General features: G+C 31.0%; 25 protein-coding genes. 14 read left to right on the forward strand and 11 right to left on the reverse strand.

All coding sequences use genetic code 11. The annotated features are described in order from the left end of the window. Positions 1-175: 175 nt before the first annotated feature. From ACYEKI_RS17615 to ACYEKI_RS17640, 6 genes are read right to left on the reverse strand one after another with little or no spacing between them, the layout of a single operon-like run. Entirely contained in the window at positions 176-694 is a 519-nt protein-coding gene (locus ACYEKI_RS17615; RefSeq protein ID WP_459212527.1) for a hypothetical protein, read from the reverse strand. Further along, positions 678-1,859: a hypothetical protein gene (locus ACYEKI_RS17620; protein WP_459212528.1), complete on the reverse strand. Its 1,182-nt coding sequence runs from the start codon at positions 1,857-1,859 to the stop codon at positions 678-680. The genes ACYEKI_RS17615 and ACYEKI_RS17620 overlap by 17 nt, the downstream gene beginning before the upstream one ends. Before the next feature lie 17 nt (positions 1,860-1,876). Then, a complete protein-coding gene (locus tag ACYEKI_RS17625; RefSeq protein WP_459212529.1) occupies positions 1,877-4,084 on the reverse strand; it encodes a type II secretion system protein GspD in 2,208 nt (735 codons plus the stop codon). Between the two features lie 21 nt (positions 4,085-4,105). After that, positions 4,106-5,521: a GspE/PulE family protein gene (locus ACYEKI_RS17630; RefSeq protein ID WP_459212530.1), complete on the reverse strand. Its 1,416-nt coding sequence runs from the start codon at positions 5,519-5,521 to the stop codon at positions 4,106-4,108. Next, positions 5,522-6,013 carry a hypothetical protein gene (locus ACYEKI_RS17635; RefSeq protein WP_459212531.1) on the reverse strand — a complete coding sequence of 164 codons (492 nt, stop codon included), beginning with the start codon at positions 6,011-6,013 and terminating at the stop codon, positions 5,522-5,524. It lies immediately after the preceding gene. After that, positions 6,013-6,420, reverse strand: coding sequence for a prepilin-type N-terminal cleavage/methylation domain-containing protein (locus tag ACYEKI_RS17640; protein ID WP_459212532.1), 408 nt, complete (start codon positions 6,418-6,420; stop codon positions 6,013-6,015). The genes ACYEKI_RS17635 and ACYEKI_RS17640 overlap by 1 nt, the downstream gene beginning before the upstream one ends. 199 nt (positions 6,421-6,619) lie before the next feature. Here ACYEKI_RS17640 and ACYEKI_RS17645 point away from each other — a divergent pair, with 199 nt between their 5' ends. After that, positions 6,620-7,459, forward strand: coding sequence for a phosphatase PAP2 family protein (locus ACYEKI_RS17645; protein WP_459212533.1), 840 nt, complete (start codon positions 6,620-6,622; stop codon positions 7,457-7,459). Between the two features lie 68 nt (positions 7,460-7,527). Here the strand turns inward: ACYEKI_RS17645 and ACYEKI_RS17650 are convergent, their stop codons facing one another. Continuing rightward, a complete protein-coding gene (locus tag ACYEKI_RS17650) occupies positions 7,528-8,544 on the reverse strand; it encodes a LacI family DNA-binding transcriptional regulator (RefSeq protein ID WP_459212534.1) in 1,017 nt (338 codons plus the stop codon). Positions 8,545-8,808: 264 nt separating this feature from the next. Between ACYEKI_RS17650 and ACYEKI_RS17655 the strand changes: the two genes are divergently transcribed. The 11 genes from ACYEKI_RS17655 to ACYEKI_RS17705 all read left to right on the forward strand — a co-directional run bounded on the left by ACYEKI_RS17655 (position 8,809) and on the right by ACYEKI_RS17705 (position 17,432). Continuing rightward, positions 8,809-9,144, forward strand: coding sequence for an arsenosugar biosynthesis-associated peroxidase-like protein (locus ACYEKI_RS17655; protein WP_459212535.1), 336 nt, complete (start codon positions 8,809-8,811; stop codon positions 9,142-9,144). Between the two features lie 20 nt (positions 9,145-9,164). After that, on the forward strand, positions 9,165-10,220 hold the full coding sequence (arsS, locus tag ACYEKI_RS17660) for an arsenosugar biosynthesis radical SAM (seleno)protein ArsS (RefSeq protein WP_459212536.1): 1,056 nt from the start codon (positions 9,165-9,167) through the stop codon (positions 10,218-10,220). Positions 10,221-10,289: 69 nt separating this feature from the next. Then, the gene (locus tag ACYEKI_RS17665) at positions 10,290-10,967 is read left to right on the forward strand and encodes a TIGR04282 family arsenosugar biosynthesis glycosyltransferase (RefSeq protein WP_459212537.1); all 678 of its coding nucleotides are present in this window, start codon (positions 10,290-10,292) and stop codon (positions 10,965-10,967) included. A gap of 73 nt (positions 10,968-11,040) precedes the next feature. After that, positions 11,041-11,532 carry a rhodanese-like domain-containing protein gene (locus ACYEKI_RS17670; protein WP_459212538.1) on the forward strand — a complete coding sequence of 164 codons (492 nt, stop codon included), beginning with the start codon at positions 11,041-11,043 and terminating at the stop codon, positions 11,530-11,532. 8 nt (positions 11,533-11,540) lie between these two features. Next, positions 11,541-12,164 carry a TIGR04282 family arsenosugar biosynthesis glycosyltransferase gene (locus tag ACYEKI_RS17675; protein WP_459212539.1) on the forward strand — a complete coding sequence of 208 codons (624 nt, stop codon included), beginning with the start codon at positions 11,541-11,543 and terminating at the stop codon, positions 12,162-12,164. 10 nt (positions 12,165-12,174) lie between these two features. Then, positions 12,175-12,987, forward strand: a complete 813-nt coding sequence (locus ACYEKI_RS17680) for a purine-nucleoside phosphorylase (protein ID WP_459212540.1) — start codon at positions 12,175-12,177, stop codon at positions 12,985-12,987. A 46-nt stretch (positions 12,988-13,033) separates the two neighbouring features. Then, the gene (gene arsM, locus ACYEKI_RS17685; protein ID WP_459212541.1) at positions 13,034-14,002 is read left to right on the forward strand and encodes an arsenosugar biosynthesis arsenite methyltransferase ArsM; all 969 of its coding nucleotides are present in this window, start codon (positions 13,034-13,036) and stop codon (positions 14,000-14,002) included. Between the two features lie 86 nt (positions 14,003-14,088). Then, on the forward strand, positions 14,089-15,093 hold the full coding sequence (locus ACYEKI_RS17690) for an inorganic phosphate transporter (protein ID WP_459212542.1): 1,005 nt from the start codon (positions 14,089-14,091) through the stop codon (positions 15,091-15,093). A gap of 12 nt (positions 15,094-15,105) precedes the next feature. Beyond that, positions 15,106-15,987 (forward strand): sterol desaturase family protein, encoded by an 882-nt coding sequence (locus ACYEKI_RS17695; RefSeq protein WP_459212543.1) that lies wholly within the window; start codon positions 15,106-15,108, stop codon positions 15,985-15,987. Next, positions 15,984-16,694 (forward strand): DUF547 domain-containing protein, encoded by a 711-nt coding sequence (locus ACYEKI_RS17700; RefSeq protein WP_459212544.1) that lies wholly within the window; start codon positions 15,984-15,986, stop codon positions 16,692-16,694. The genes ACYEKI_RS17695 and ACYEKI_RS17700 overlap by 4 nt, the downstream gene beginning before the upstream one ends. A 45-nt stretch (positions 16,695-16,739) precedes the next feature. Continuing rightward, the gene (locus ACYEKI_RS17705) at positions 16,740-17,432 is read left to right on the forward strand and encodes a TIGR04283 family arsenosugar biosynthesis glycosyltransferase (protein WP_459212545.1); all 693 of its coding nucleotides are present in this window, start codon (positions 16,740-16,742) and stop codon (positions 17,430-17,432) included. 10 nt (positions 17,433-17,442) lie between these two features. Here the strand turns inward: ACYEKI_RS17705 and ACYEKI_RS17710 are convergent, their stop codons facing one another. From ACYEKI_RS17710 to ACYEKI_RS17725, 4 genes are all read right to left on the reverse strand, one after another. After that, on the reverse strand, positions 17,443-18,702 hold the full coding sequence (locus ACYEKI_RS17710; protein ID WP_459212546.1) for a POTRA domain-containing protein: 1,260 nt from the start codon (positions 18,700-18,702) through the stop codon (positions 17,443-17,445). 266 nt (positions 18,703-18,968) lie between these two features. Further along, positions 18,969-19,973, reverse strand: coding sequence for a glycoside hydrolase family 113 (locus ACYEKI_RS17715; RefSeq protein ID WP_459212547.1), 1,005 nt, complete (start codon positions 19,971-19,973; stop codon positions 18,969-18,971). Between the two features lie 102 nt (positions 19,974-20,075). Continuing rightward, positions 20,076-20,990: a hypothetical protein gene (locus tag ACYEKI_RS17720; RefSeq protein WP_459212548.1), complete on the reverse strand. Its 915-nt coding sequence runs from the start codon at positions 20,988-20,990 to the stop codon at positions 20,076-20,078. A gap of 33 nt (positions 20,991-21,023) precedes the next feature. Further along, on the reverse strand, positions 21,024-21,734 hold the full coding sequence (locus tag ACYEKI_RS17725; RefSeq protein WP_459212549.1) for a DUF547 domain-containing protein: 711 nt from the start codon (positions 21,732-21,734) through the stop codon (positions 21,024-21,026). A 940-nt stretch (positions 21,735-22,674) separates the two neighbouring features. Here ACYEKI_RS17725 and ACYEKI_RS17730 point away from each other — a divergent pair. Then, a complete protein-coding gene (locus ACYEKI_RS17730; protein WP_459212550.1) occupies positions 22,675-24,018 on the forward strand; it encodes an NAD(P)/FAD-dependent oxidoreductase in 1,344 nt (447 codons plus the stop codon). Between the two features lie 71 nt (positions 24,019-24,089). Further along, positions 24,090-25,670: a 4Fe-4S binding protein gene (locus ACYEKI_RS17735; RefSeq protein ID WP_459212551.1), complete on the forward strand. Its 1,581-nt coding sequence runs from the start codon at positions 24,090-24,092 to the stop codon at positions 25,668-25,670. Positions 25,671-25,713 lie beyond the last annotated feature (43 nt).

Here is a 25,713-nt window from a genome sequence, read left to right on the forward strand (position 1 = left end):
TAATACGACCATTAATGCTTGACTATTTATTTTTTCTCTAGATATTGCTTGTTTTGTGTCGTTAGGATTTACAACACTTTTTTGAAGTATCATTTCTTTCATTGTTCGTTAATTGATTTTGATTGATGTTTTTATTTTTTGAATCTGCGAATATAAGTATTTTTATGGGAATACCTTAATTAACTCGTTGTAATAAAATAGTACATTGTAAATATTTTTTATTTGTTCTATAATTCTTTTTTCGATTAAAATCTATATTTACAACATTTCCAAAACTATATTGCTGTTCTAAAGCATATAACGTTTCTATTATTCCTTTATATCCTCCTTCTATAGTAAAATCATAAGTTGTAGTTATCTTATTAGTCGCTTCTTCTGTATATTGATGTGGTTCTTTAAATTCAATAATTTTATAATTATGAATTTCTGATAAGGTATTTAACACCTTAAGAATATTGTTTTGTAAGGAGTTTCCTCTGACATTATTTTTTGTTAAAATCTCATCAAATTGCTTCTCTTGTTGCTTTAACTTAGCCAATTGTTTTGGTGCTGATCGATAGCTTTTTCCTTGAGCTTCTAACTTACTTATTTCACTTTGTAAATTAAATGTTTTTGAAAAGCTAAACTGATATGCTATTATAAACAATAATACCAGCCCTACAACTAACATTATATTTTTACGACGCTGTGTCATGCTCTTTAATTTTTATTAGAACCTCAAAATCATCTCCTTTTTGATTATTTCCATAATTCAAAATAGTAATATCCACTATAAACTTAAGTTCTTCTAGTTGTCTTAACCAATCATTAAAGTCTACTTTACTTAATGTTTCTCCTTTAATTTTTATTTGATCACTATGCAATTGGATTGCTTTATCTTTTCTTACAGATCTCTTTAATGGTTGATATGTATAATTCTCAAGAGTAATGGTTGTAGGCATTTTTTTTACAATCTCACTTAAATACCATGAACTCTTAGAAAATCCCGTATTTAAAATACTCATCACAATTGCTTCTTTTTGAGCTACCTCTTCTTTTTTTTGTAAAATCTGTTCTCGTTGAGAGCTATACAATTGAACTTCTTCTTCTAATAATTGCCACTTTTTATATGCATTATTAAAAACTAAAAAGTTTATAATCAATAAGAATAATAATCCTCCTATGCCATAAGTCAATGTTTTTTTAAAAAACACTGTTTCTTTATATTGCTTTTTTAAGAAAACCTCTTCTTTATCATAGGTAGTACTTAATACTGTAGAACCTATTATCTCATTACATATTGCTGCTAGCGGAATCAAATAGTCTTGTGATACTTTTGCATCTCCAATACTATATTCTTTATTCTCTGTTTCAGTTGTAGGCTCAAATGTTATTATCTTATCCGCTTCACATATTACCAACTCATTTCTAGTCTCAAAAGATTCTTTTATAAAAGAAGTTACGCTAGAAAGTATCAATTTCCCTATTGAAAAACTTATTACCCAAACGTTTTCTTTCTTAAATGTTTCTATAATTCCTTCTATATATGATTTTCTGCAAATTGATACAAAAGCTTGATGATCTACTTTTAAAATTTGAACAAAGAAATCGTCTATATTTAAATTAGGAAAAGCCTGCGATATAAGTTCGTTATCGGTTTCAGCATCATATGCTAGTTGTTTTCGTATTACATTTTTCCCCGTTACAATAAGATGAATAGCATTTCCTTTTCCTATTTTATCGATTATTGCTTCTTGGGTATTCTCTTGAAATTTATCAATAATCTCAAATTCATCTTTGCTTTTTTCTACAGTAACTCCCCAAAAAGACAACTTTTCTTCATCTGTATATTCTAAAGCGTGTATTTTATGTTTAAACATTGTGTGTTACTTTTTATTTAATAAAATACTGTAGGCTTAATAATTACATTAAGTTTTCTTTTACTGTCTTGACGAGTTCGTTTACTAAACAACCATTTAAGCACTGGGATTCTTGATAATATAGGGACACCTGACCCTGAATCATTTTTTACTTTTTCTTCTATACCTCCCAAAATCGCAACATCATTTGATTGCATACGAAGAATAGACGAGAATCTTCTACTATTGATATCTGGTGGGGCATTTTCTGCTATACGTACTCCACTAAAACTTGATTGAATTACTTGAATATCTAATGTTATCTGCCCATCACCTGCTACATACGGTTTAAACTCTAATGCTAATTCGGCATCAATAGGTTGGAAATTTGTAATTTCTGATGTTTGTGGATTTTGAGATCCTATAATGTTCTGACTTGTTACCGCATAATATGTTGTTTGTCCACTTGACAAATATGCTTTGTGCCCATTAAGCGTACTTAATTTAGGTGTCGATAAAATTTTCACATTACCATTGGATTCCATCGCTTTAATATTCAAATAGAAATTAGGCAATACATTTCCTAAATTCAAAGATCCAAATCCATCAAATCCACCTATGATTCTATTAATAGTTTCTGCTCCTAACGTAATATTAGCATTAGGAAAAGTCGTTCCTGTAGTTACACGTTCTTCTTCTCCTAATCCAAATTCTACTCCTGTTTCTACCGTAGCATTTCTACTCACTTCTAGAATCATCACTTCTATTAAGACTAAAGGAACCGGTCTATCTATATATCGAACAAATTGTTTAAACTTTTCTACTTTGGTACTAGGGCCACTTACCACAAAACTGTTGAGTTCTACATCAATTTTTATTTCTAAATCTTGAGTAATAGTTTCTGGAAATAGCTCTATAATTGATCCTGCATCTGTAGTTGAATTTCTCGAAAAAGAATTAGCACTTGAAAATGACGATTGATTATTTCTATTAGTCGAAGAATTAAATCCTCCTCTTTGTTGAGTATTTGATCCATTTTGTTGGTTTCCTACATAATTTGTTCCTCCAGTCACAAAATTATTCCCACCATAATTTCCTCCTCCAAAACTAGCATCTCCTAACATAGCTATAGATCTGTGCATCATTTGTACACTTTCTATTCGTTTTAACGTAAGCTGAGTTCCTGTTCCAAAATAATAAACATTAGCCTCTCTTTTAAATGTAAAATGTTGTCCTTGTCCAGTAGCTAAACTTGAAGTATTCTGTCCGTTTCTATTGCTTCTAGAACTCGATGTATTATTTGAAGAATTATTATTAGAGCTAGTACTAGTTGTATTACTTTCAAAGATTTTGGTTAATAAATCATCAAATTGTATTCTATCCGCTTTTACAGTTACAGTTCCTGCACTTTCTAGAGGACTAGCTGTAAAGATATTTAGGTTTAAATCTTCTCCTACTTCATTTATAAACTTTGAGATAGGTGTATTTTTTAAATTCACCTCTAATATTCCATTTACAGTATCCAATACACTATATCCTAACCTTGAGGTTCTTCTACTTTTACCGGATAAACGTCTACTAGATTGATTAGGGTTCTCTTGTTGCTGAAAAGTATAAAATCCATCTGACGTTACTTCTAATTCTAAACCATTAGCTTCGGCTAACTTTTGAAGAGCAATGTCAATAGGAACTCTTGTAACATATAACGACAATGCTTTATCTTTTAATGTTGGAGCATAAACTATATTTCTACCTGTAACATCTATTACTTTTCTAAAAACCTTATGCAATGCATCATTATTAAGATCCATTGTAATCGCCTTTGTAGGTACATCATATAATACAGAAATCTCTTTTTCTTTTGGTAATTCTTGAGGCTTATTATACTTATGTATAGATATGATATTACCTGTTATTTCTATATCTAATAGATATTCTTTACTCAAAAAAATGATTAAATCTTTTATAGATACATCATTAAATCCATTCACAATAGAAATACCATTTAATTCATTAGTTACATTAATATTAACTTTATGAATTCTCGATATTGCTCTAAAAAAATTAGGCAAGGTTGTATTCGTTATATTGATATTTACTTTCTCTAAGAGATTAGGAATAGTAGTCTCTGCTAATGCTAATTTCCGCTCTATTTTTTGTATTCGTTCTTCTTCTGCATTCTGAAATTGTTGTGCATTTACAATGCTTATAACACACAACATTATAATCATAACATATTTTTTCACTCGTTCTTGATTTTAATTAAATTATTGATTTCCTAGTAATGAATATACCTCTTCTACAGAAGTGATTCTCTCTCTTACTAATCTCAAAGCATTTGTTTGCAATGTTTGTATATCATGCTTTTCAATATATTCATCTATTTGTAATTCATTTCTCTTTATCGCATATTCCAATTCTTTCGTTATTGGTAATAGCTCATATACTGCTTTTCTTCCTAAATATCCTGTATGATAACATTCGTTACATCCTACTGCTTCTGCATATGTTTCTAAATCCTCTGGAATATTAAATCCTATAGGAAAATCTTGAGAAGATGCCTTCTTTTCTTTTTTACAGTGTGGACACAATTTTCTTACCAATCGCTGTGCTATACTCATTGTTAAAGTACTTGCTAATAAAAAAGAAGGTACATTCATATCGATCAACCTAGAAATAGTAGCCCATGCAGAGTTTGTATGTATTGTCGATAATACCAGATGCCCTGTAAGTGCTGCTTTTATAGCCATTGCTGCAGTTTTATCGTCTCTAATTTCTCCTACCATGATAATATCTGGATCTTGACGTAAAAAAGCTCTTAATGCTGCGGGAAAATCAAACTCTATATCTTCTCTTAATTGAACTTGATTAATTCCTTCGAGAGTATATTCTATAGGATCTTCTATTGTTAATATATTAGACGCTTCTTTATTTAATTCTTTTAAGGTGGCATAAAGTGTTGTTGTTTTTCCTGACCCTGTTGGTCCTGAAATCAATATAATCCCCTGTGGTTTTTTGGTCGCCTCTCTATAAAGCGTTAATTCTTGTTGAGTAAAACCTAATTCTTTTAAAAAAATATCTTGCGTATTTCTACTTAGTAATCTTAAAACAATCTTTTCTCCATGAAGTGTAGGCATAGTAGATACCCTTATATCAAATTCTTCTTTATTCACTTTAAAAGTGATTCTACCATCCTGGGCTAATCGCTTCTGCGAAATATCTAACCCAGATTGTATTTTTATCTGATTGACTAATTGTGGATATTCTTTTATATTTATTGTGTATTGTTCTTTTAACTTTCCATCTAATCGAAACCTCACTCTACATGTTTTTTCATACGGTTCCATATGAATATCACTACTTCCAAAACTCTTTGCTGTACTAATTAGTTTTTGTAAAAAATTATCAGCATATTTTAACTTTTCTTGAGCACCAACATTAGTTTTTCTATAATTATAGGACAAATAGTTTTGTATTGTTTCTTCATCTTCAAATAACAACTTAATCTCCTGATTAAGTATTATTTTCAATTCTTGTTCAAGTGTTTTAAGTTCTTTATTATCTGTTTTAAACATTAGCATACCATTCTCCTCTGCTACAGGAATAATCCTGTAGTGAAAAGCTTGATCTGATGTAATTTTTTGTTTTAAAACTACTGGTATTTCAAAAGAATTATTCTTCATTTAAATCAAATACAAATTTACAGGTTTATAACATTTATCAACGATAAATATAACAGCAAAGAAAAGAGACATATACCCAGCTAATGGTACTGTCATATTTTGTTTTTTCAGCCTCAAGATAACCGAAATAATTAATGCAAAAATCAATGCACAAACAAAGCTTATTACAAATGTCATCATTGGAAAACCTACTCCTAATGCAAAAAACAAAAACATATCTCCTATACCAAAAGCTTCTTCAAGAAAACTCTTTTTCATTTTCCATTTAGCATATATATACAATACTGAAAGAATCGTAAGAATAAGTACTATATTCATAGAGATAGAAAAGATAAAATAATTAAACTGTGTGTGAATATAATGCTCATATCCTAAAAGTATTCCTAAAACAGGAAACCAAAACCAATACACAGCTCTTTCTTTTATATCTTCATAACATATTCTTAAAAGAATTACAACACATAATATTGGTATAATACTTTGCCACCACATTAATCCTTTACAGTTTGTATTGGTGCTCCTTTTTCATCTATCTCCCATACATTGAATACACCATCCCCATCAAAATCTACAACTGCTGTAGCTCTTACTTTGAAATTAGTAGTTGTAGCTTCGATAATCTCATAACTATAATTAGCTAATCCACCTTTTTCAATACTTAATGGGGCTTCATAGTCTAATTCATTAAAATCTAAAGAGTATTTAGAATATAGATGACGATATTGAGTTTGCATATTGCTAATATGCTTCAATTGAAGTTTTGCTTCTTGTGATTTGGCTTGAACAATTAAGGGAAGAACATTAGGCAAAGCTATTAATAGTAGTATTCCTATTAAAGCTAATACCAATAACATCTCTTGTAAATTAAATGCCTTTAATTTATGATATTTCAGCTTCATTTATTCCTTTTTTGATTATGAATGTATTCCTTACTTTATTTTATTTTCGCTCTTTTCAGAAGAAAAATATTTACAAAAATATATTTTTTAAAATTATTCTTTCTTATATATTTTTTAAAAAACATCAATTTGTTTTATCAAAACTAAATAACACTCCCCCAAAAAACATTATTTTTGACCAGACCAATTCTTTTAAATTATGAAAGCAAACTACTTTTTACCGGTACTATTTTCCGTCTTTTTTATTGCATTGCAAACAAATGCACAACACCTTGACGAAAATGCTAGTACATGGGATATGTTAAAACATGATGGTGTATCTGTTTTTGGTGGTGTAAAACATGCTTATACTCGACCATTTCACTGGAAAAAGAAAGATTTCATTGCTTTGGGTGGTGTCGTTGCTGGTACAGCATTACTATATACATTAGATGAGCGTGCTGATCCTATTTTTCAAAAACAAGGTGATGGAGTTCCTCATATTATTAAAGAATTTGGGTTTCGTTTCGGTAAACCTTTATTTAATTATGGTTTAACTACAGGTATTTATTCTTTTGGATTATTGACAAAAAATGAAAAAGTACGTAGAACAGGTGTTTTATTAATTGCATCTGCTACAGCTGGTGGTATTTTACAAACTGCAGTCAAAACTTTAGCAGGACGTGCTAGACCTATTGCCGGATTAGGTAATGATACTTATGATCCTTTTAACAGCGAAGCTAATTATCATTCTTTTCCATCTGGACATGCTATACTTGCTATGACTACAGCTCACGCTATTGCTAAACAATTCGATAATATTTATATTAAAAGTGGTATTTATGCTATTGGATTGGTTACTCCTATTTCTCGATTATGGGCTGGAGCGCATTGGCTTACAGATGTAGCGCTTGGTGTTGCTATTGGTATTGTAGTTGTAGAAAGCATTGATCGTTATCTTACAGTAAGTGAACGTTATGCATATACCCCTAAGAAAAATAAAATCAAATGGGATCTTAAACTCGGCGCTGGTCAATTAGGTATTGTCGGTCGATTTTAAAAAAGGAAAAGCTGTAAGATGATTAGTCATTTTACAGCTTTTCCTTTTTTATACTACTATAAGTTTTACTATTTAGTAGACTCTCTGTGTATTAATGTTGTTTTTACAATTTCTGTTTTCGGAATATATTTTTTGGTAACATCATTATGTTCCAAACGTTCTATTAAACTCTCTACAGCTATTCTTCCTAAACTTTCGGCATGTTGAGACACACTACTTAACTTAGGAAATGAATGCTTGGACAACAACCCATCTGCAAAACCTATTACTGATAATTCTTGCGGAATATTATATCCTAACTTTTTTGCCATATTAATGGTTATTGAAGCTGCTGTTTCATCCAAACTTATTACTCCATCAATTTCATTCTCTTTCAGGAAGTTTTCAATAGCATATTCTGCAGTCTCTGGATCTTGAATTAACAACTCTTTTAATGTTACTCCGTTTTGATTTAGCATCGCATCCTGTACTCCTTCTAATCTTAATTTACCCACACTCAAAGCTGGTATTGTAGATATCACAGCTAATTGCTTACATTCTGTATCTATAAGGTGTTGCAAAGCTGTCTGCGCTGCTTTTTTATCATCCACAATAACTTTATCACAAGACACCTCTTCACTCACACGATCAAACATCACTACAGGAATATTATCCTTTACCAAGTCTTTAAAGTGATCTACTTTATCTAGAACCTGTGTTTCTTGACTCAATGCAACAATAAACCCATCAACACTATTAAAAGATAACATTTCTACATATTCTAACTCTTTTTTATAAGATTCATTAGTAATACATGTCACTATCTTATATCCTTTTTTTGTAGCCTCTTGTTCTATTCCGAAAAGTGTTTTAGCAAAAAAGTGATTTAAAATATCTGGCAATAAAACTCCTATAGTATGCGTTTTACTACTCTTTAAACTCACTGCTAAAGGGTTGGGTTTATAATTATAAAAATTAGCCAATTCATGTACTCTATCAATTGTTTTTTGGCTTATTTCGGGATCGTTCTTTAACGATTTGGATACCGTAGATATTGACAAATTTAGCTCTTTTGCCAATTGTTTGAGGGTTACTTTTTTCTTCATAAAACTATCAATCAATCAATTAACCACAATTAAATTTGTAGCAAAATCAAAAATACAAATCATTTTTACAATAACAACCTCATCTTTTCTTTTAACATTCTTCTTTATTTCGTTACTATTTTATCATTTTTTAACACTTTTCTTGTAATAAAGTTCTTTTTCTTACGACTGAATTCTAATTCTTAATGACTCTATATAATTTGTTTTTCATTTTCGTCTAACGAATAACTATTATATTTAGCAAAACAGAAAAAACAACATATTATGTCAAAAACATATTACGATCCAGCCGATTTAAGAAAATTTGGAAAAATCACTGAATGGAGTGAAGAATTAGGAACTAAATTCTTTGAGTATTACGGAAAAGTATTTGAAGAAGGTGCTCTTTCTGCTAGAGAAAAATCTTTAATCGCATTAGCTGTTTCTCATGTAGTCAAATGTCCTTATTGTATTGATGCTTACACCAAAGATGGCTTACAAAAAGGAATCACAAAAGAAGAAATGATGGAAGCTGTACATGCTGGTGCTGCTATCGAAAGTGGTGCAACTCTAGTTCACGGTGTTCAAATGATGAATAAATACAATAAATTGAGCATGTAATAGCGTTCAAATTTTAAGCTATGGCTACAAAATCCCTTTTAAAAAGAAATAACGAGTTAGCAAATGCTCAAAAACAATTGAGTTTTCTCAATGGTGGAATTTTTGCAGATGGTGAATTACCTACATTTGCCGATAAAATCAAGGAAATCAATCAATTTCCTTTACGCCCTAAAAAACTTGAAATCCTACAAATAAATGTAGGATATATGTGTAATCAAGTTTGTGAGCATTGTCATGTTGATGCTGGTCCTGATAGAAAAGAAATCATGACAGTTGAAACCATGAAACAATGTCTCGAAGTTATTAAAAATACAGGTGCTCATACATTAGACTTAACTGGTGGTGCGCCAGAAATGAATCCTAATTTTAGGTGGTTTGTAGAAGAAGCTAGTAAAGCTGGGATTAAGGATTTTATTGTACGTTCTAATCTTACCATTATTAGAGCCAATAAAAAGTATCATGACTTACCTGAATTCTTTAAAAAATACAATGTACACGTAGTTTCATCTATGCCTCATTACACTAGAGGAAAAACTGATAAGCAACGTGGTAATGGTGTTTTTGATAAGTCTATCCAAGCACTCAAGGATTTAAATGCTGTAGGTTATGGTATGCCAGACAGTAATCTTAAACTTGATCTTGTTTATAATCCATCTGGTGCTTTCTTACCTGGAGATCAAATGGCTTTGGAAAAAGATTTTAAAAAAGCATTGCTTGAAGATTTCAATATTTCATTTCACAATCTTTTTGCTATAACTAATTTACCTATAAGTCGTTTCTTAGATTATCTAATCGCATCAGAAAATTATGAAGATTATATGTATGCTTTAGTAGAGGCTTATAATCCTTCTGCAGTAGCTAATGTTATGTGTACAAATACTATTTCGGTAAGTTGGGATGGTTGGCTATACGATTGTGATTTTAATCAAATGCTAGGTTTAAAAGTTGATAGCAAGATTAAACATATTAGTGACTATAATGAAGACATCTTAAATGATCGAAATATCCTTATTTCACAGCATTGTTTTGGATGTACTGCTGGTGCAGGGAGTAGTTGTCAAGGTACAGTTGCATAAACTCAAAAAAGGTTTTAATTTTAAATACATTAAAAAATAAATATCTATAAAATGGCTTAAGCATATGATATGAAACAACAACAAACTGCCATATTAATTTTTGCTAATTCTTCTCAAGAAGAAATAAAGCGTAAAGCTATTGAAAAAGGTCAATCCTTATTTCAGCAGCTTAATCAACAGATCATACGTACTGTTGAAAAAACTACGCTACCTTATTTCCTCTTTACAGAAGATCGTCAAAAAGGTCTATCTTTTGGTGAGCGCTTTGTAAATGCTCTTCAAAATGTCTTTGATATGGGGTTTGACAATGTGATCATGATCGGTAATGATTCACCTCAATTATCTACTCAATTATTACATAAAAGCGAACAACTATTAAAGCAAAACAAAGTAGTATTGGGACCTAATCACGATGGAGGTTTTTATCTTATCGGACTTCATAAATCACAATTTCATAAGGCTTATTTCCTGAATTTACCTTGGCAAACGCATCGAATATCTCAATGTATTACTTCTCATTTTAAAGCTACTAATACTGTAGTTTTATTACCTACATTAATTGATATAGATACTGTTGCTGATTTAAAAAAGCTACACAATTATTATAAAAGTATTTCGGTAATCTTATTACATTATATTACTCAAATACTTTCTACTACATACCGTGTTTGGAATCACGTACAAAAACATTCTCAAAATTTATTTTTACACAATTCATACAACAAAGGGTCCCCTCTACTACACTAAACATTTATCCTGTTTGTTTTTTAATCTATAATCTTAAAACTCAATTTATCATTGAGCTTTGATGTATTAGTGTATGAATAAAATATTTTATGTATTTCTTTTGGTTTCTTTTTCATTATGGAGCCAATCACCTTTAGAACAGCTATTAGCAAAATATAATGACGAAACTGTACCTTATCTTTCTATTAAAGAATTGCGTGCTGAAAACTTTGAAGATATAGTGTTATTAGATGCTCGAGAGCCTAAAGAATATAATGTTAGTCATATCAAGAATGCTCATCATATCGGTTATAATAAATTTGATATCAAAGCATTCCGAAAACTAAACATTCCAAAAAACAAAAAGATTATAGTGTATTGCAGTTTAGGTATTAGATCCGAAGATATTGCATCAAAAATTCAAGCTATAGGATATACTAATGTTTACAATTTATTTGGAGGCATTTTTGAATGGAAAAATAATAATTTACCTGTGGTAGATACTCAAAATCAACTTACGGATAATGTACATACTTTTTCTAAGTCATGGGAAAAATGGCTTACTAAAGGAATTAAAATACACTAATAAAAATAATGTCGTTGGAATCTAAAAACCTGTTATTAATTTTTACCCGCAATCCCGAATTAGGAAAATGTAAAACGCGTTTGGCAGCAACTGTTGGCGATCAAACGGCTCTGGATATTTATACTTTTTTATTAGAACATACTGTAAACATTACTCAAAATCTTGCAGTTGATAAACAAGTACATTATTCGGTTAAAGTACGTTCAAATGATTTATGGAGTGAAGATGCCTATCACAAACTTCGTCAAGAAGGGGATGATTTAGGAATCAGAATGGAAAATGCTTTTAAGAATGGATTTGCTCAAGGGTATGAAAATATCATCATCATAGGTAGTGATATGTATGATTTAAGTCAAAAGGATCTTGAACAAGCTTTTGAAGCTTTATATGCTCATGATTATGTTGTAGGTCCAGCGCTAGATGGTGGATATTATTTATTAGGAATGAAAAAACTACATACTAATATTTTCAAAAATAAAGTATGGGGTACTTCAACTGTATTAGAAGATACACTAAAAGATTTACACGGTTTTTCTGTAAAGAAATTAGAAGAGCGTAACGATATTGATTTTTATGAAGATCTTAAAGATATTCCTGCTTTTCGTCAATTTTTAACACCAATCAATTTATAAACTCAAAGAAATGAAACAACAAATTGAAGAAACAACTTCTTTTTTAAAAAATAAAGGATTCAACACTCCAGAAATTGGTATTATTCTAGGTACTGGACTAGGGCAATTGATTAATGAAATCGAAATTATTGAAGAAGTTAATTATAATGAAATCCCCAACTTCCCCACAGCTACTGTAGAATTCCATAAAGGGAAATTAATTTATGGAAAACTTGAAGGTAAGAATGTTGTTGTTATGCAAGGGAGATTTCATTTATACGAAGGATATTCTCTTCAAGAGATTACTTACCCTGTTCGCATTATGCATCAATTAGGAATTAAGACTTTGTTAGTTTCTAATGCTTCTGGTGCTATCAATTTAAAATTTAAAAAAGGCGAATTAATGCTTATCGATGATCATATCAATCTACAAGGAGGCTCTCCTCTAGCTTTTAAAGGTGTAGAAGAACTAGGGTCTCGATTTACAGATATGAGTGCACCATATAATCCTGCAATTAATACTAAACTTGAGACTATTGCTCAAGATCAAGGAATTCAACTTCATAAAGGAGTTTATGCTTCTGTAGTGGGACCTCAATTAGAAACTAGAGCAGAATATCGTTATTTAAGTATTATCGGCGCAGATGCTGTAGGAATGAGTACTGTTCCAGAAGTAATTGTTGCGAATCATTTAGAGCTACCTGTTGCAGCTGTATCTGTTTTAACAGATGAATGTGATCCAGATAATTTGGCTCCTGTAAATATTCAAGAAATCATCGCCATGGCTGCCAAAGCAGAACCAAACATGATTAAACTTTTTAAAGAATTAATAAAAACACTATAACCCCAGAATCGTGATTTCTTATCACGACTTTAAAAACATAAGAAAGATGAGTTATTTAGAGACAACGCACGATGTTTATAAAGAAGCAGCATTGACACCAGATGTAGGATTATGCTGTACAACTAACCCTATATGGGAACTTCCTGGTTTAAAAATCCCTAAAATAATGCAGGAAATGAATTACGGTTGCGGAAGCACTGTAAACGCTAGAGATTTAACAAACAATCCTAAAATCCTTTATGTAGGTGTTGGTGGAGGTATGGAATTATTACAATTCTCATATTTTTCTCGTCAAAAAGGTGGTGTTGTAGGTGTAGATGTTGTTCAAGAAATGCTTGATGCTTCAAAAAATAATTTCAAAATAGCCGAAGAACAAAACGATTGGTTCAAAAGTGAGTTTGTAGATCTTAAATATGGAGATGCTTTAAACCTTCCTGTAGCAGATAATAGTATTGATGTAGCTGCTCAAAACTGCTTATTCAATATTTTTAAAGCCGAGGATCTAAAAAAAGCTATTGAAGAAATGTATCGTGTACTTAAACCTCACGGACGTTTAGTAATGAGTGATCCTACTTGTGAGCAACCTATGAATGATGCTTTACGTAATGATGAACGCTTAAGAGCATTATGTTTAAGTGGTAGTTTACCAATTGCCGAGTATGTTAAAGCTTTGACAGATGTAGGATTTGGTACAATTGAAATCCGTGCACGTAAACCGTATCGTATTCTTGATCCTAAAAATTATGATACAGAAGAATTAATCTATATCGAGTCTATAGAAGTTGCTGCAATTAAAGATCCTATGCCAGAAGATGGGCCGTGTATCTTTACTGGTAAAGCTGCAATTTACTTTGGTGACAATGATTATTTTGATGATAAAAAAGGGCACGTTCTATTAAAGAATCAGCCTCTTGCTATCTGTGATAAAACTGCAAACGCCATAGCGGCTTTAGAAAGAGATGATATTTATATTAGTGAGTCTACATTCCATTATGATGGAGGAGGATGTTGCTAATATTAATACTTATCAATTCAACGAGTTTGCACTTTTAAACGAATATGAGTAAGCTCGTTGAATTTTACTAATTACCCCCATTATTTATGATTTTAATCCTACTTTTTATTGCTGCTTGTTTTTTAGCGTATAGCAATGGTGCAAATGACAACTTTAAAGGTGTAGCAACTCTTTTTGGGAGTGGTATCACCACCTATAAAAACGCTATTAATTGGGCTACTATTACCACATTTGCTGGAGCTATCGCAGCTATTTTTCTTGCAGAAGAACTCGTTAAAAACTTCTCTGGAAAAGGTTTAGTCCCTAACGAATTAATCCTTTCTCCTACATTTGCAATCTCAATCGCATTAGGTGCAGCAATCACCGTATTTCTTGCTACCAAAATCGGAATGCCTATTTCTACAACACATGGATTAGTAGGTGCACTCTTTGGTGCTGGAGTCATGGCTGTAGGAAGTGAATTTAATTTTGCTAAACTTGGTAAAACTTTTCTTATGCCTTTAATTGTAAGCCCGCTTATGGCTGCTACATTAAGTTTAGTTGCTTATGTAATTTTACGTTTTCTACGAAAAAAAATTGGTAAATCTCGTTCTTATGAAGAGACTTATGCTTTAAAAATAGGAGGCTTATCATTACAACGCATTATCAATGGCTTACATTATTTAAGTTCTGGAATTGTTAGTTTTGCTAGAGGACTTAACGATACTCCTAAAATTGTAGGTTTACTATTAATTATCAATGCTCTTGATATCAAATGGGGTATGATTGCTATAGCAATCACTATGGCCTTAGGTGGCTTAATTAATGCTAAAAAAGTAGGTGTTACTATGAGTAAAAAAATAACTCCTATGAATTCTGGTCAAGGCTTTACTGCCAATACTATTACTGGTATTTTGGTTACAACAGCTAGTATTCACGGATTACCTGTTTCTACAACTCATGTTTCTGTAGGATCTATTTTTGGAATTGGTACAGCCACAAAAAAAGCTGACCTTAAAATGATTTCAAAAATAGTTTTATCATGGGTACTTACTTTACCTATTGCAGCTATAATTAGTGCTTTACTTTTTAAATTATTACAATTACTTTAAATCTTATTGATTTTGGAAAAATATAGTAACATTATTAAAGATTCGTATTTAGGGTATTGGAATTACCTTAAAAACGAAATTATCTATCCTAATCATTGGGATAACTTTTTCTATGGGTTAATCCTTATCTCTATTCTAGTTTTTATACTTGAATTACTTTTCCCTTGGCGAAAAAATCAACCGCTATTTAGAAAAGATTTTTGGTTAGATACCTTTTATATGTTCTTTAATTTTTTCTTTTTAAATCTCATTATTCTCATTGCCTTATCAAATACTACTGCTTCTATATTTGATGATATCTTGAGTTTTATAGAGCTATCGATTAGCGATTTTCAAATTTTTGATGTAGATCAATTACCTAAGTTTTTAGGTTTACTTATCTTCTTTTTGGTAAGTGATTTTGTTCAATGGAATACTCATCGATTACTACATCGTATTGATTTTTTATGGAACTTTCACAAATTACATCACTCTGTAAAACAAATGGGATTCTCTGCTCATCTTAGATATCATTGGATGGAGCCCATAGTATATAAATCTTTGCTTTATATCCCTATGGCTATTATAGGAGGATTCGATGCTCAAGATGTTGCTATAGTGCACTTTTTTGCTCTAGTTGTAGGCCATTTAAATCATGCTAATCTAGGTTGGGATTACGGTATTTTTAAATACATTTTTAACAACCCAAAAATGCATATCTGGCATCATTCTAAGGAGCTCCCTGTAAAGTTTGGTGTAAATTTTGGACTAACGCTTAGTATCTGGGATTACCTTTTTAAAACAAATTATATCCCTAAAAGTGGTCGTGATATAGAATTAGGTTTTGAAGGCGATGAAACATTCCCCAATTCGTTTATTAAACAAGAACTTTATCCTTTAAAATTAAAACAATGAAAAAACTTTTTTTACTACTATTTATAACTGCCTTTACTTTCTCTGGTAAAGCACAACAACAGCTTATGAATCATCAAGTTTGGGATGGTTTATTACAAAAACATGTTAGCGCTGACGGAAAAGTAAACTACATGGGGTTTATGAAAGATAGTGCTCTTTTATATGAGTATTTTTTACAACTTTCTGAAAACATGCCTCAAGAAAATTGGAGTAAAAATGATAAGCTTGCATACTGGATCAATACCTATAATGCTTATACCATCAAACTTATTATAGATAATTATCCTATTAAAAGTATCAAGGATATAAAAGATCCATGGGACAAACAATTTTTTAAAATTGGTGATGAGTGGTATAGTCTTAATCAGGTAGAACATAAAATTCTACGTAAATTCGGAGACCCTAGAATCCATTTTGCCATTAACTGTGCTTCTTTTTCATGCCCATTATTACTTAATAAAGCCTACACAGGTAGCATGATTCAAGAAACATTAGAAAAACAAGCTTACGATTTTATTAACGATCCTATTAGAAATACAATTACAGCAGACGAGGTGAGTGTTTCTAAAATATTTTCTTGGTTCAAAAAAGATTTTAAAGTTGATGGTGGTGATGTAAAAGATTATATCAATCGCTTTGCTAAAATTAAAATCAAAGATCAACCTAAAAAAGGATACAAAAAATATGATTGGAGTTTAAATGAATAGTTCTATTTTGCAATCCTAAATTTTAGTATTTAAAAATTTACAGTATTGAAGATATCTATCATCATTCCTATATTAAATGAAGCAGCTACTATACGTAAGCTGCTTCAACATTTGCAAGACTCTTATACTCAAGAGTACATTGCAGAAGTTATGGTAATAGATGGTGGTAGTACAGATGGCTCTCAAGAAATTATTAATCAGTTTGATCACGTCACATTGATCCCTTCATGTAAAGGTCGTGCCAAACAAATGAATTTAGGGAGTAGACATGCTACTGGTGATATTTTATATTTCTTACATGCAGATAGCTTCCCCCCTAAAAACTTTGATACTTATATCATTAATGAAGTACAAAAACATAATTATGCAGGTTGTTTTTGTATGAAATTCGATAGTACTCACTGGTGGTTACGCCTTGCTGGATGGCTTACCAAGTTTAAAAGTAGAGCTTGTCGCGGCGGAGATCAAAGTCAATTTATTACTAAAGAGCTTTTTGAAGAACTTCAAGGCTATGACGAATCCTATATTATTTATGAAGATAATATTCTTATTAGTCAGTTATATGAACGTAAAGAGTTTGTCGTCATTCAACAATGGCTTACAACTTCGGCTCGTCGTTATGAAATAAACGGTATCTGGCGACTACAATATCACTTTTGGGCAATACATTTAAGGAAATTAATGGGTGCTTCGGCAGATGAGTTATACCAATATTATAAAAAGCATATTATTTCGTAAACGCTCTTTATTAAAAATACTGTCCAATCCCAAAGACAATACCATTAGTAGCATCCTTAGTTACTCCATATCCATAATCTATTCTAAATACTGCATTAAAAATACGCTTATGCATAAATCTTAATCCTACTCCTGGATAAACTCTAAAGTTCTGACTGTTTCCAAAATCTCCAAAATCACCTCCTGGATTTCTCCATGTACCTCCATCTACAAAAGCATTCCCTTGTAAAATAAACCAGTTCTTTTCATATAAAGTATGTCTATATTCTGTATTCAATACAATTACTCCTGTACCTCTATCAATTGTATTTCCTACTCCTCTTATATTTAAATTATTATCTACTGCAAAAGGAGCAAAAGGAGAATCGTCATTTGTAGCCAAGCCTAAACGTAAACGACTTGCCCAGTTTCCTTTCTTTCCTATTCTTTTAAAATAAGAAAAATCTGCCCATCCAATAAGGAAATCAGGTAATACTTCTTCCGTACTAATGACATATTGAAAATTAGAGTTTACTCTTAATCCAGATACATATTGGAAATGATAGTTTAAATTATTGTATTCATAAATTAACTTAAACAGTAGTTTGTTTACATCAAAATCTCTAGGTACATTTTCATTAGTAACACCCTGCTTATATTCATAATCCTCATTAAAATAATTAACCCCTAGCTCTACTCTGTTTCTAAAATTGATTTCGTATAGTCCTAATACTTCATATGATGTATTGGTATATTTATAATCTGCCGTTCCTTCTTCTAAAAAAACAGGTTCTTGAGTAGTCAAACTTTGATGATTAAACGCAAAACCAAACTTATTACTAAACGCATATGGTGCTCTTATACTTGCTCCATATGAATTGTATATATCTCTTTGAAAAAAACCACCTACTGCTACATTTTGTCCAAAAAGGTTAAATTCTGTGGCAGCGACTCTAAAAGCAAATTCATCATCGTTTGTAGTATATATATTTAAGGAAGGTATAATTGTAAAATTTTCTTCTATAGTGTAAAATACATTATATGCATTTTCATCAGATTTAAATACTTGAAAATATGCATGAGCTATAGAAGGTAATCGTTTTAATCGTTTTATGTCTTCTTCTAAAACTATAGAGTCTAATATTGCTCCTTTTTTAGCTTTAGCTATTTTTTTAATAAAACTTGTTTTAGTTCTTTTATTTCCTTGAACTTTTATATCTGCTATTAAAGCATCTTGAGCAATACCACCAAAATGGAATAGCAAAACTAATACAATAATGATTCTTTTCATGTTAGCAATTTTTATACTATAAATACTTCTGCTATTAAGGTTATGCTTCTGTATTTACTTGCTTTTTTCTAGCACAATTTTATCGTTTTGATGTTCATCAAAAAATAGATTTCACTGACATTCAATACTCATCAGGATCTCTTTTTATTGCTTAGTCGTATAACTATGGGTAATCACAACATTTTATTTCAAAAAAATCATTGCTTATCTATTGATATTTATATTATTAGGTGATGAGTAGCTATTCTCTAATCTAAAATTCAACTTTAATACTTCTCAAAATATGATCTAATCACCTTTTCTACTGGTTTATTTTGAGGCGTAAACCTAGTGTTTTCTGTCCCACCTGAATTTTCATAATCGAGAAACCATTTCCAAACAAAACCACCAGCAAACCATTCTTCTTTCCAGAATTCTTCAAATAAAGCTTCAGTAGCTTGTGTTTGTGCAGCAAGATTTACTTGCGTCATACTGTAATCAGATTTCCACGGTTCTTTTGCTGTATAATCTACACTACGATATCCAAACTCTGTAAACAGGACTTGTTTTTGGTGTCGTTCTGCTACTTGCTTTATTTCTGGTTTCCATTTTTGCCATCCTTCTCGGCATTCTTCAATCGTAGGTGTCTTTGTTGTAGCTACTGGATAGTATCCATCAATTCCTATATAATCTAGAGCTCCCCAAAATGGAGTTCTTTTATATTCATCCCAATTAGCAGCATACGTTAATTTACCTTTATAAATTTGCTTTATCTCTTTTATAAGGTTTTTCCAATATTGTGGTCGATGCGCTACAAATTGCTCTAATTCTGTTCCTATACATAAAATCTCTGCATCTACCTCTGCTGCAACTTCGGCATATAATAAAATAAATCTTCTGTAATCACTTTCTAATTGCTGCCATTGCGCTTCACTTTCCATCTTCAAAAACCCAGTATAAACGCCTTTGGCAATCCATATTTGAGGCTTCATCATGATCTTTATATTATTCTTTTGAAGCATCTGCATATATTGCTTTACGCCTTCTTTTCTCTCACCAAACCATTGCCGTTTTTCGTTAAAAAATAATTTAGGGTCTGAGATGCTTCTTATAAAACCAAAAGGCATTACTGCAGCATAATTTGCTTTTAATTCTATTAATGGATCTACATTTTTCTGTGTAACTGCTTTTCCTGAAGATACAAAACTCACTCCGTTAATTTTTTGAGACTGTCCTGTACAGGAATACATTATTAATATTAAGGCACCTAAAACGTATTTTACACTTTTCATTACTTTTTTTGCTTACTAAGCTATCGATTATTAAATCAAAAACCTACTAACAAAATGTTATTAGTAGGTTCTTGATTTATTTTACTATTGTAATTTCTGATCTTAAAAGAGCGCTCTTAATCCTAAACTAAAGGTATGCCCTAAACCTTGAAAGTTATTTCCTCTTACTATCTTTCCATACGAAGCTTCTAGGTTTAATACATTTGTTAATTGATATTTCCCTCCAAATCCTAATTGGGTATAATTTTGAGCAAAATCATTCCCTAAATCTAATAAGAAAGCTTGTTGTCCATTAACAAATATAGTTGACTTACTACTTGGGAAATAGCTTAAAAATGCGCTTAATGGTAGAAATAAACTGTTATTAGCAAAGCGTTCTCCTACATTTGATGTAGTAGGATCTGCATCTGAGCTTTTCTCTCCAAAGTTAAATCCAAAATCTGCCTCTGTAAAAATTTGCCAATCTCCACCACCAAAGGTCTTATCATAAAAGAATTTAGTTTCCCAAAAAATACTACGCTTATCTAAATAAGGTCCTGGCTTGTCTTCAAAAACTGGAAAATATACAGAACTGGTAAATGAGAAATTACTTATATTTTTAAATGGCTGTACTCTAATCGACGGTGCAATTGTAGTTACACCACTTCTTGCGTCAACACCATTATCTTCAAATTGAAATACATCTAAAGCACCTTGCCCTTCTAAAGTATTAGATCGTACTTGCACGATTAAACCTACATTCACTCTTGAAGAATTACTTACTCCAGTATAAATTTCTGTAGTATTAGTAAAGAAAGTTTGACGATCTATATCTACAGACGAACTTCTCGCATCTGTTTGTTCTGTTTGAGTATATAAACTATTAAAAAACTTAATATCCCATTGCCCTTTTTTCAAGAGTTTTGAAGGTGTATATTCTTGAACATTAGACAAAGTTGATTCGTCTTCTTGTGCAATACCTGAATATGCACTTAATAAAGCCACAAATAGCGCAGTAGCAATTCTATTCTTTTTCATAATTGTTTTCCTTTTTCTTTTTCTAGCAATTTTTTATTTCAATATATTCAATCTCCAATCGTATGGATAGTATGATACTTTAGCTTTTGTAGAGATAGGTTCTTTTCTAAATTTATTGATATAATCAATCTCTGATCCTTTCTTTGTAAAATCTCCTTTATACCATTCAAAAATTTGTGATATCTGAACTTTCTTTCCTTTTACTTTTATAAAATTGGGATTGTTTAACGATTTTTTAGTCTGTCTATCTAATTGAGCATTCAATGTGCTAGGCAAATATGCTTCAGCTATTATAGGAGGACACCCTAATCCTGCACATACTAATACAAAATGAAAACGTGCTTCTGATGGGAATTTTGCTCTAAGTAATTTGTTTTCCAAATCGTTTAATGTTGTCTTTTTTCCTCCTAACACATATGTTTTTTTATCAAAAAATCCTTTTACATCTAATGGAGATTTCAACGGGAAATTCTGAACGATTCCTTTGATTACTGCTAGATTGTATGCATTTATATAAAATGCTTGGTATGTTTTAGGTTTACTCGTACTTACTGAAGTTTTGGCTGCAAGACTTAATAATTCGTCTAAAGCTTGTGGCGTTTTTTTTATAGTTTTATAGTCTACTCTACCATTTTTTACATGCGTTTTAAAAAAAGTGTTTGCCTTTGTAAAAAATTGATCTACTTGAGCATATCCAGATGTTACACTCAGTACTATAATTGCTAATGCTAATATCTTTTTCATTCTTTTTTTTTAATTTATAATAAGATTTGTGTGTATCTTAATCATTGCAAATAATTATTGCTTAAGTCGATCTCAATAGATTGTACTTACAGTAAGTTTTGATTTCTATTGATATTATCCTAATATACAACAGAATACTCTAGTATTATATTATTTGTAGGTTATGCTATTTTAAAGATTAGCACTAGTTTAAATCTATGATTTTGGATTAATCCATTACATTTTTGCAGCTACTAAACCACATACATTATATAAAACCATAACACTTCGTCAATCATGAAATCTTATTTACAATCTATTAAGCAACACTTTTTATTATTATGTATTAAAATAATACTACTAAGTATATTCATATATTGCATAGTTAGAGGGATTAATAATTTCTTGTTTTATTCAGAAATAAACATATCATACTCATTATAGGATAGTTTTTTTTCATCTTTTTTATTTTTACCGGCAACGTCTCTTCTTATACCTATCATTGGTGTTTTTATCAATAAGAAAATAGGTTGGGTCTTTATACTATCCTATTTTTACCTTCTCCTTATAAATTTAACTTTTCCTACTCCTTACTATAGCTTCTCCGAAAATTCAATTTTACAAGTACTAATATTTTTGATTGTAATTATATTTATACTTACCATTATCCTTATGATGAACACTTCAAAAATCAGTTATAGCACTTATGGCATTTTAAAACGAAACTTATTCTATTACAACATAATTGCTTTTACTCTGGGCATGTTAATTTCTATCTTCCAACTCTTAGCAAAAAACGAACTCTTATAATCAACCCTGTGTTTCCTTAGGTTTAAAAACAACCGTACCCTACCCCTTTTGTTTTTAGATTCATTCTAAATTATTCCTGCTTCTTAAGTTCTTACCTTTATATACGACAGAAGGGGAAACATTCTGTATTAATAACACCCAAATTGATGCTATGGAACATATCGTAATAATAGGTAATGGGATTTCTGGAGTTACAGCTGCTAGACATATCAGAAAATTATCTGACAAAAAAATCACTATTATCTCTGGTGAAACTGACTATTTTTTTTCGCGTACAGCTTTAATGTATGTCTATATGGGACATATGAAGTTTGAACACACACAACCATATGAAAGTTGGTTTTGGAAAAAAAATAGAATTGAATTAAAAAAAGGTTTTGTTTCTAAGGTTAATCACGAACAAAATGAATTAGTTTTTCAAAACGGTGAAACCTTGTCTTATGATAAGTTAATCCTTGCTGTAGGGTCAAAACCTAATAAATTTGGATGGCCTGGTCAAGATTTGGATGGTGTTATGGGAATGTATCATAAACAAGACCTTCAAAACTTAGAAAAATACGCTCCAGATAACACTGCTTGTAAACGAGCTGTAATTGTAGGTGGTGGTTTAATTGGTATAGAATTGGCAGAAATGCTTCACTCTAGACATATACCAGTTACGTTTCTAGTACGTGAATCAAGTTTCTGGAACGGTGTATTACCTGCCGGAGAATCGGCAATGATCAATCGTGAAATTCTTGATAATCATATCGATCTTCGTTTAGGTGTTAATCTTAAAGAAATTGTAGCAGACGAAAACGGAAAGGCAAAAGGAATTGTCATTGCAGAAACAGACGAATTTATTGAATGTGATGTAGTAGGCTTGACTGCTGGTGTTTCTCCTAACGTTGACTTTTTAAGAGAATCTGGTATTGAACTAGGTCGTGGTATAAAAGTTAATCGCTATTTAGAAACTAACATTCCCAATATCTATGCTATAGGTGATTGTGCAGAACAACACGAAGCTATTGGTAGTCGTCGTCCTATTGAAGCAGTATGGTATACAGGAAGAATGATGGGTGAAACTGTAGCACAAACAATTTGTGGAAATCGTATCCAATACAAACCTGGACACTGGTTTAACAGTGCTAAATTTATTGATATAGAATACCAAACTTATGGTTGGGTATGGGCTAAACCCAAAGAAGGCACTTCACAATTCTATTGGGAGCATCCTAACGGAAAAAAATGTATCCATTTAAACTATGAAACGGATAGTAGAAAGTTTATAGGTATCAATACTTTCGGAATCCGCATGCGACACGAAATTTTTGATCGCTGGCTTAACGAAGAGCAAACTGTCGAACATATATTAGAGCATTTAAAAGATGCCAATTTTGATCCTGAGTTTTATAAACAATATGAAAGTGAAATTGTTTCTAAGTTTAATCAAGAAAATAACACTTCTATAAAAGTAAAAGCAAAAAGCTGGAAACGCATTTTCAGTAGAGTATAACATTTTTTTTCAATTAAATTATCTATTAATATCATACATCTTTAATTAGATGTTCTATATAAAATAACATTATGAAAGCAATAAAATATACAGGATTGGTATTGTTTCTAGCTGGTCTAGCTATTTTTACCTCCTTGCTTTTTTTAGGAAAATATGAAGTTACTACTGAAGCCTTTGATGCTTTTACAACTTCTAAAGGAATCAAAAGTGAACTTTTTATTAACTCGTTTAAACAACGTATTACAGATAAAGAATACACTAGTCAGTTTACACTGTCTTCAGACATTCTTGAAATATTAGATTCTTCAAACGAAATACATAAAAAAAATCAAGAATGGGATAAAGTAATATGGGATAAGCCTCATAATTTTGCCTATGATCTCATAAAACCTGCAGGTAAGGGTAGTATCGTTGAGCATAAAGGAATGTATTGGTGGCTTACTTTTGGTCTGGGTATCATAGGTTCGTTAATGTTCATCTTACCTAATATCATTTTACTTGGTGCTCCAGGAATCAAAAACAATGGTATTTTTCTTAATGCTGCGACAAATAGAGGATGGATAGGTATCGGTGCTTTTGTCTACCTAGTAGCATTTTATATACTACTATATTTCCGTCCAGAATATATTGTAAATTGGACTTATGTCTTAGATCCAATTAGTTCTGGTCTTAGTGGTAATTTGGCTAGTCAATGGTTCTTATATGGATTCTTATATTGTGTTGTTATGATTGTAATGGGTATACGTATGTATATCAAATATCGTCACAATATGTATCAAATTATACGTACTACGGCTGTATTATTTTTTCAAATAGCTTTTGCCTTTTTAATTCCAGAAATCTTAGTTCGTTTTAACAAACCTTATTTTGATTTCAAAAACGCCTTCCCTCTTGATTATGATTTCTTCTTTGATTGGAATATCAATAACTTAATCAATAGCGGTAACTTAGGTTTATTCATGCTTGTATGGGGAATCGCTCTTACTGTTATTATTGTTCCTGTAATGGTATACTTTTTTGGTAAAAGATGGTATTGTTCATGGGTTTGTGGATGTGGAGGTCTTGCCGAAACTTTAGGTGACCCATATCGTCAATTATCAAGTAAAAGACTAGTCGCATGGAAAGTTGAAAGATGGTTAATTCATGGTGTATTAATATTTTCTTTGGTTATGACTGCTTTCACCTTATATAGCTACTTTACTACAGAAGCTACTGTTTTAGGTATCAAAACTCAAGATATTCAATTTTACTATGGATTCTTAATTGGATCTTGGTTCTCTGGAGTTATTGGTACTGGTTTCTATCCTATTATGGGTAATCGTACTTGGTGCCGTTTTGGTTGTCCTCTTGCTGCATACATGGGATTAGTACAACGTTTTAAATCAAGATTCAGAATTACTACTAATGGTGGTCAATGTATCTCTTGTGGTAACTGTTCTACATATTGTGAGCAAGGAATTGATGTTCGTGCTTATGCTCAAAAAGGAGAAAACATTGTACGTGCAAGTTGTGTAGGTTGTGGTGTTTGTTCTGCAGTATGTCCTAGAGGTGTATTAAAATTAGAAAATGGTCCAGAAGCTGGTCGTATTAACCCTACAGATGTATTACTAGGTAATGATATTGATCTTATGAATTTTGTAAACAAAAAATAATCTTAGTTCACTATATTAAATACTAAACAATCAATCCAAAGGA

The sequence above is a fragment of the Aquimarina rhabdastrellae genome (genome assembly GCA_947387485.1).
In the GTDB taxonomy this organism is placed as follows: domain Bacteria; phylum Bacteroidota; class Bacteroidia; order Flavobacteriales; family Flavobacteriaceae; genus Aquimarina.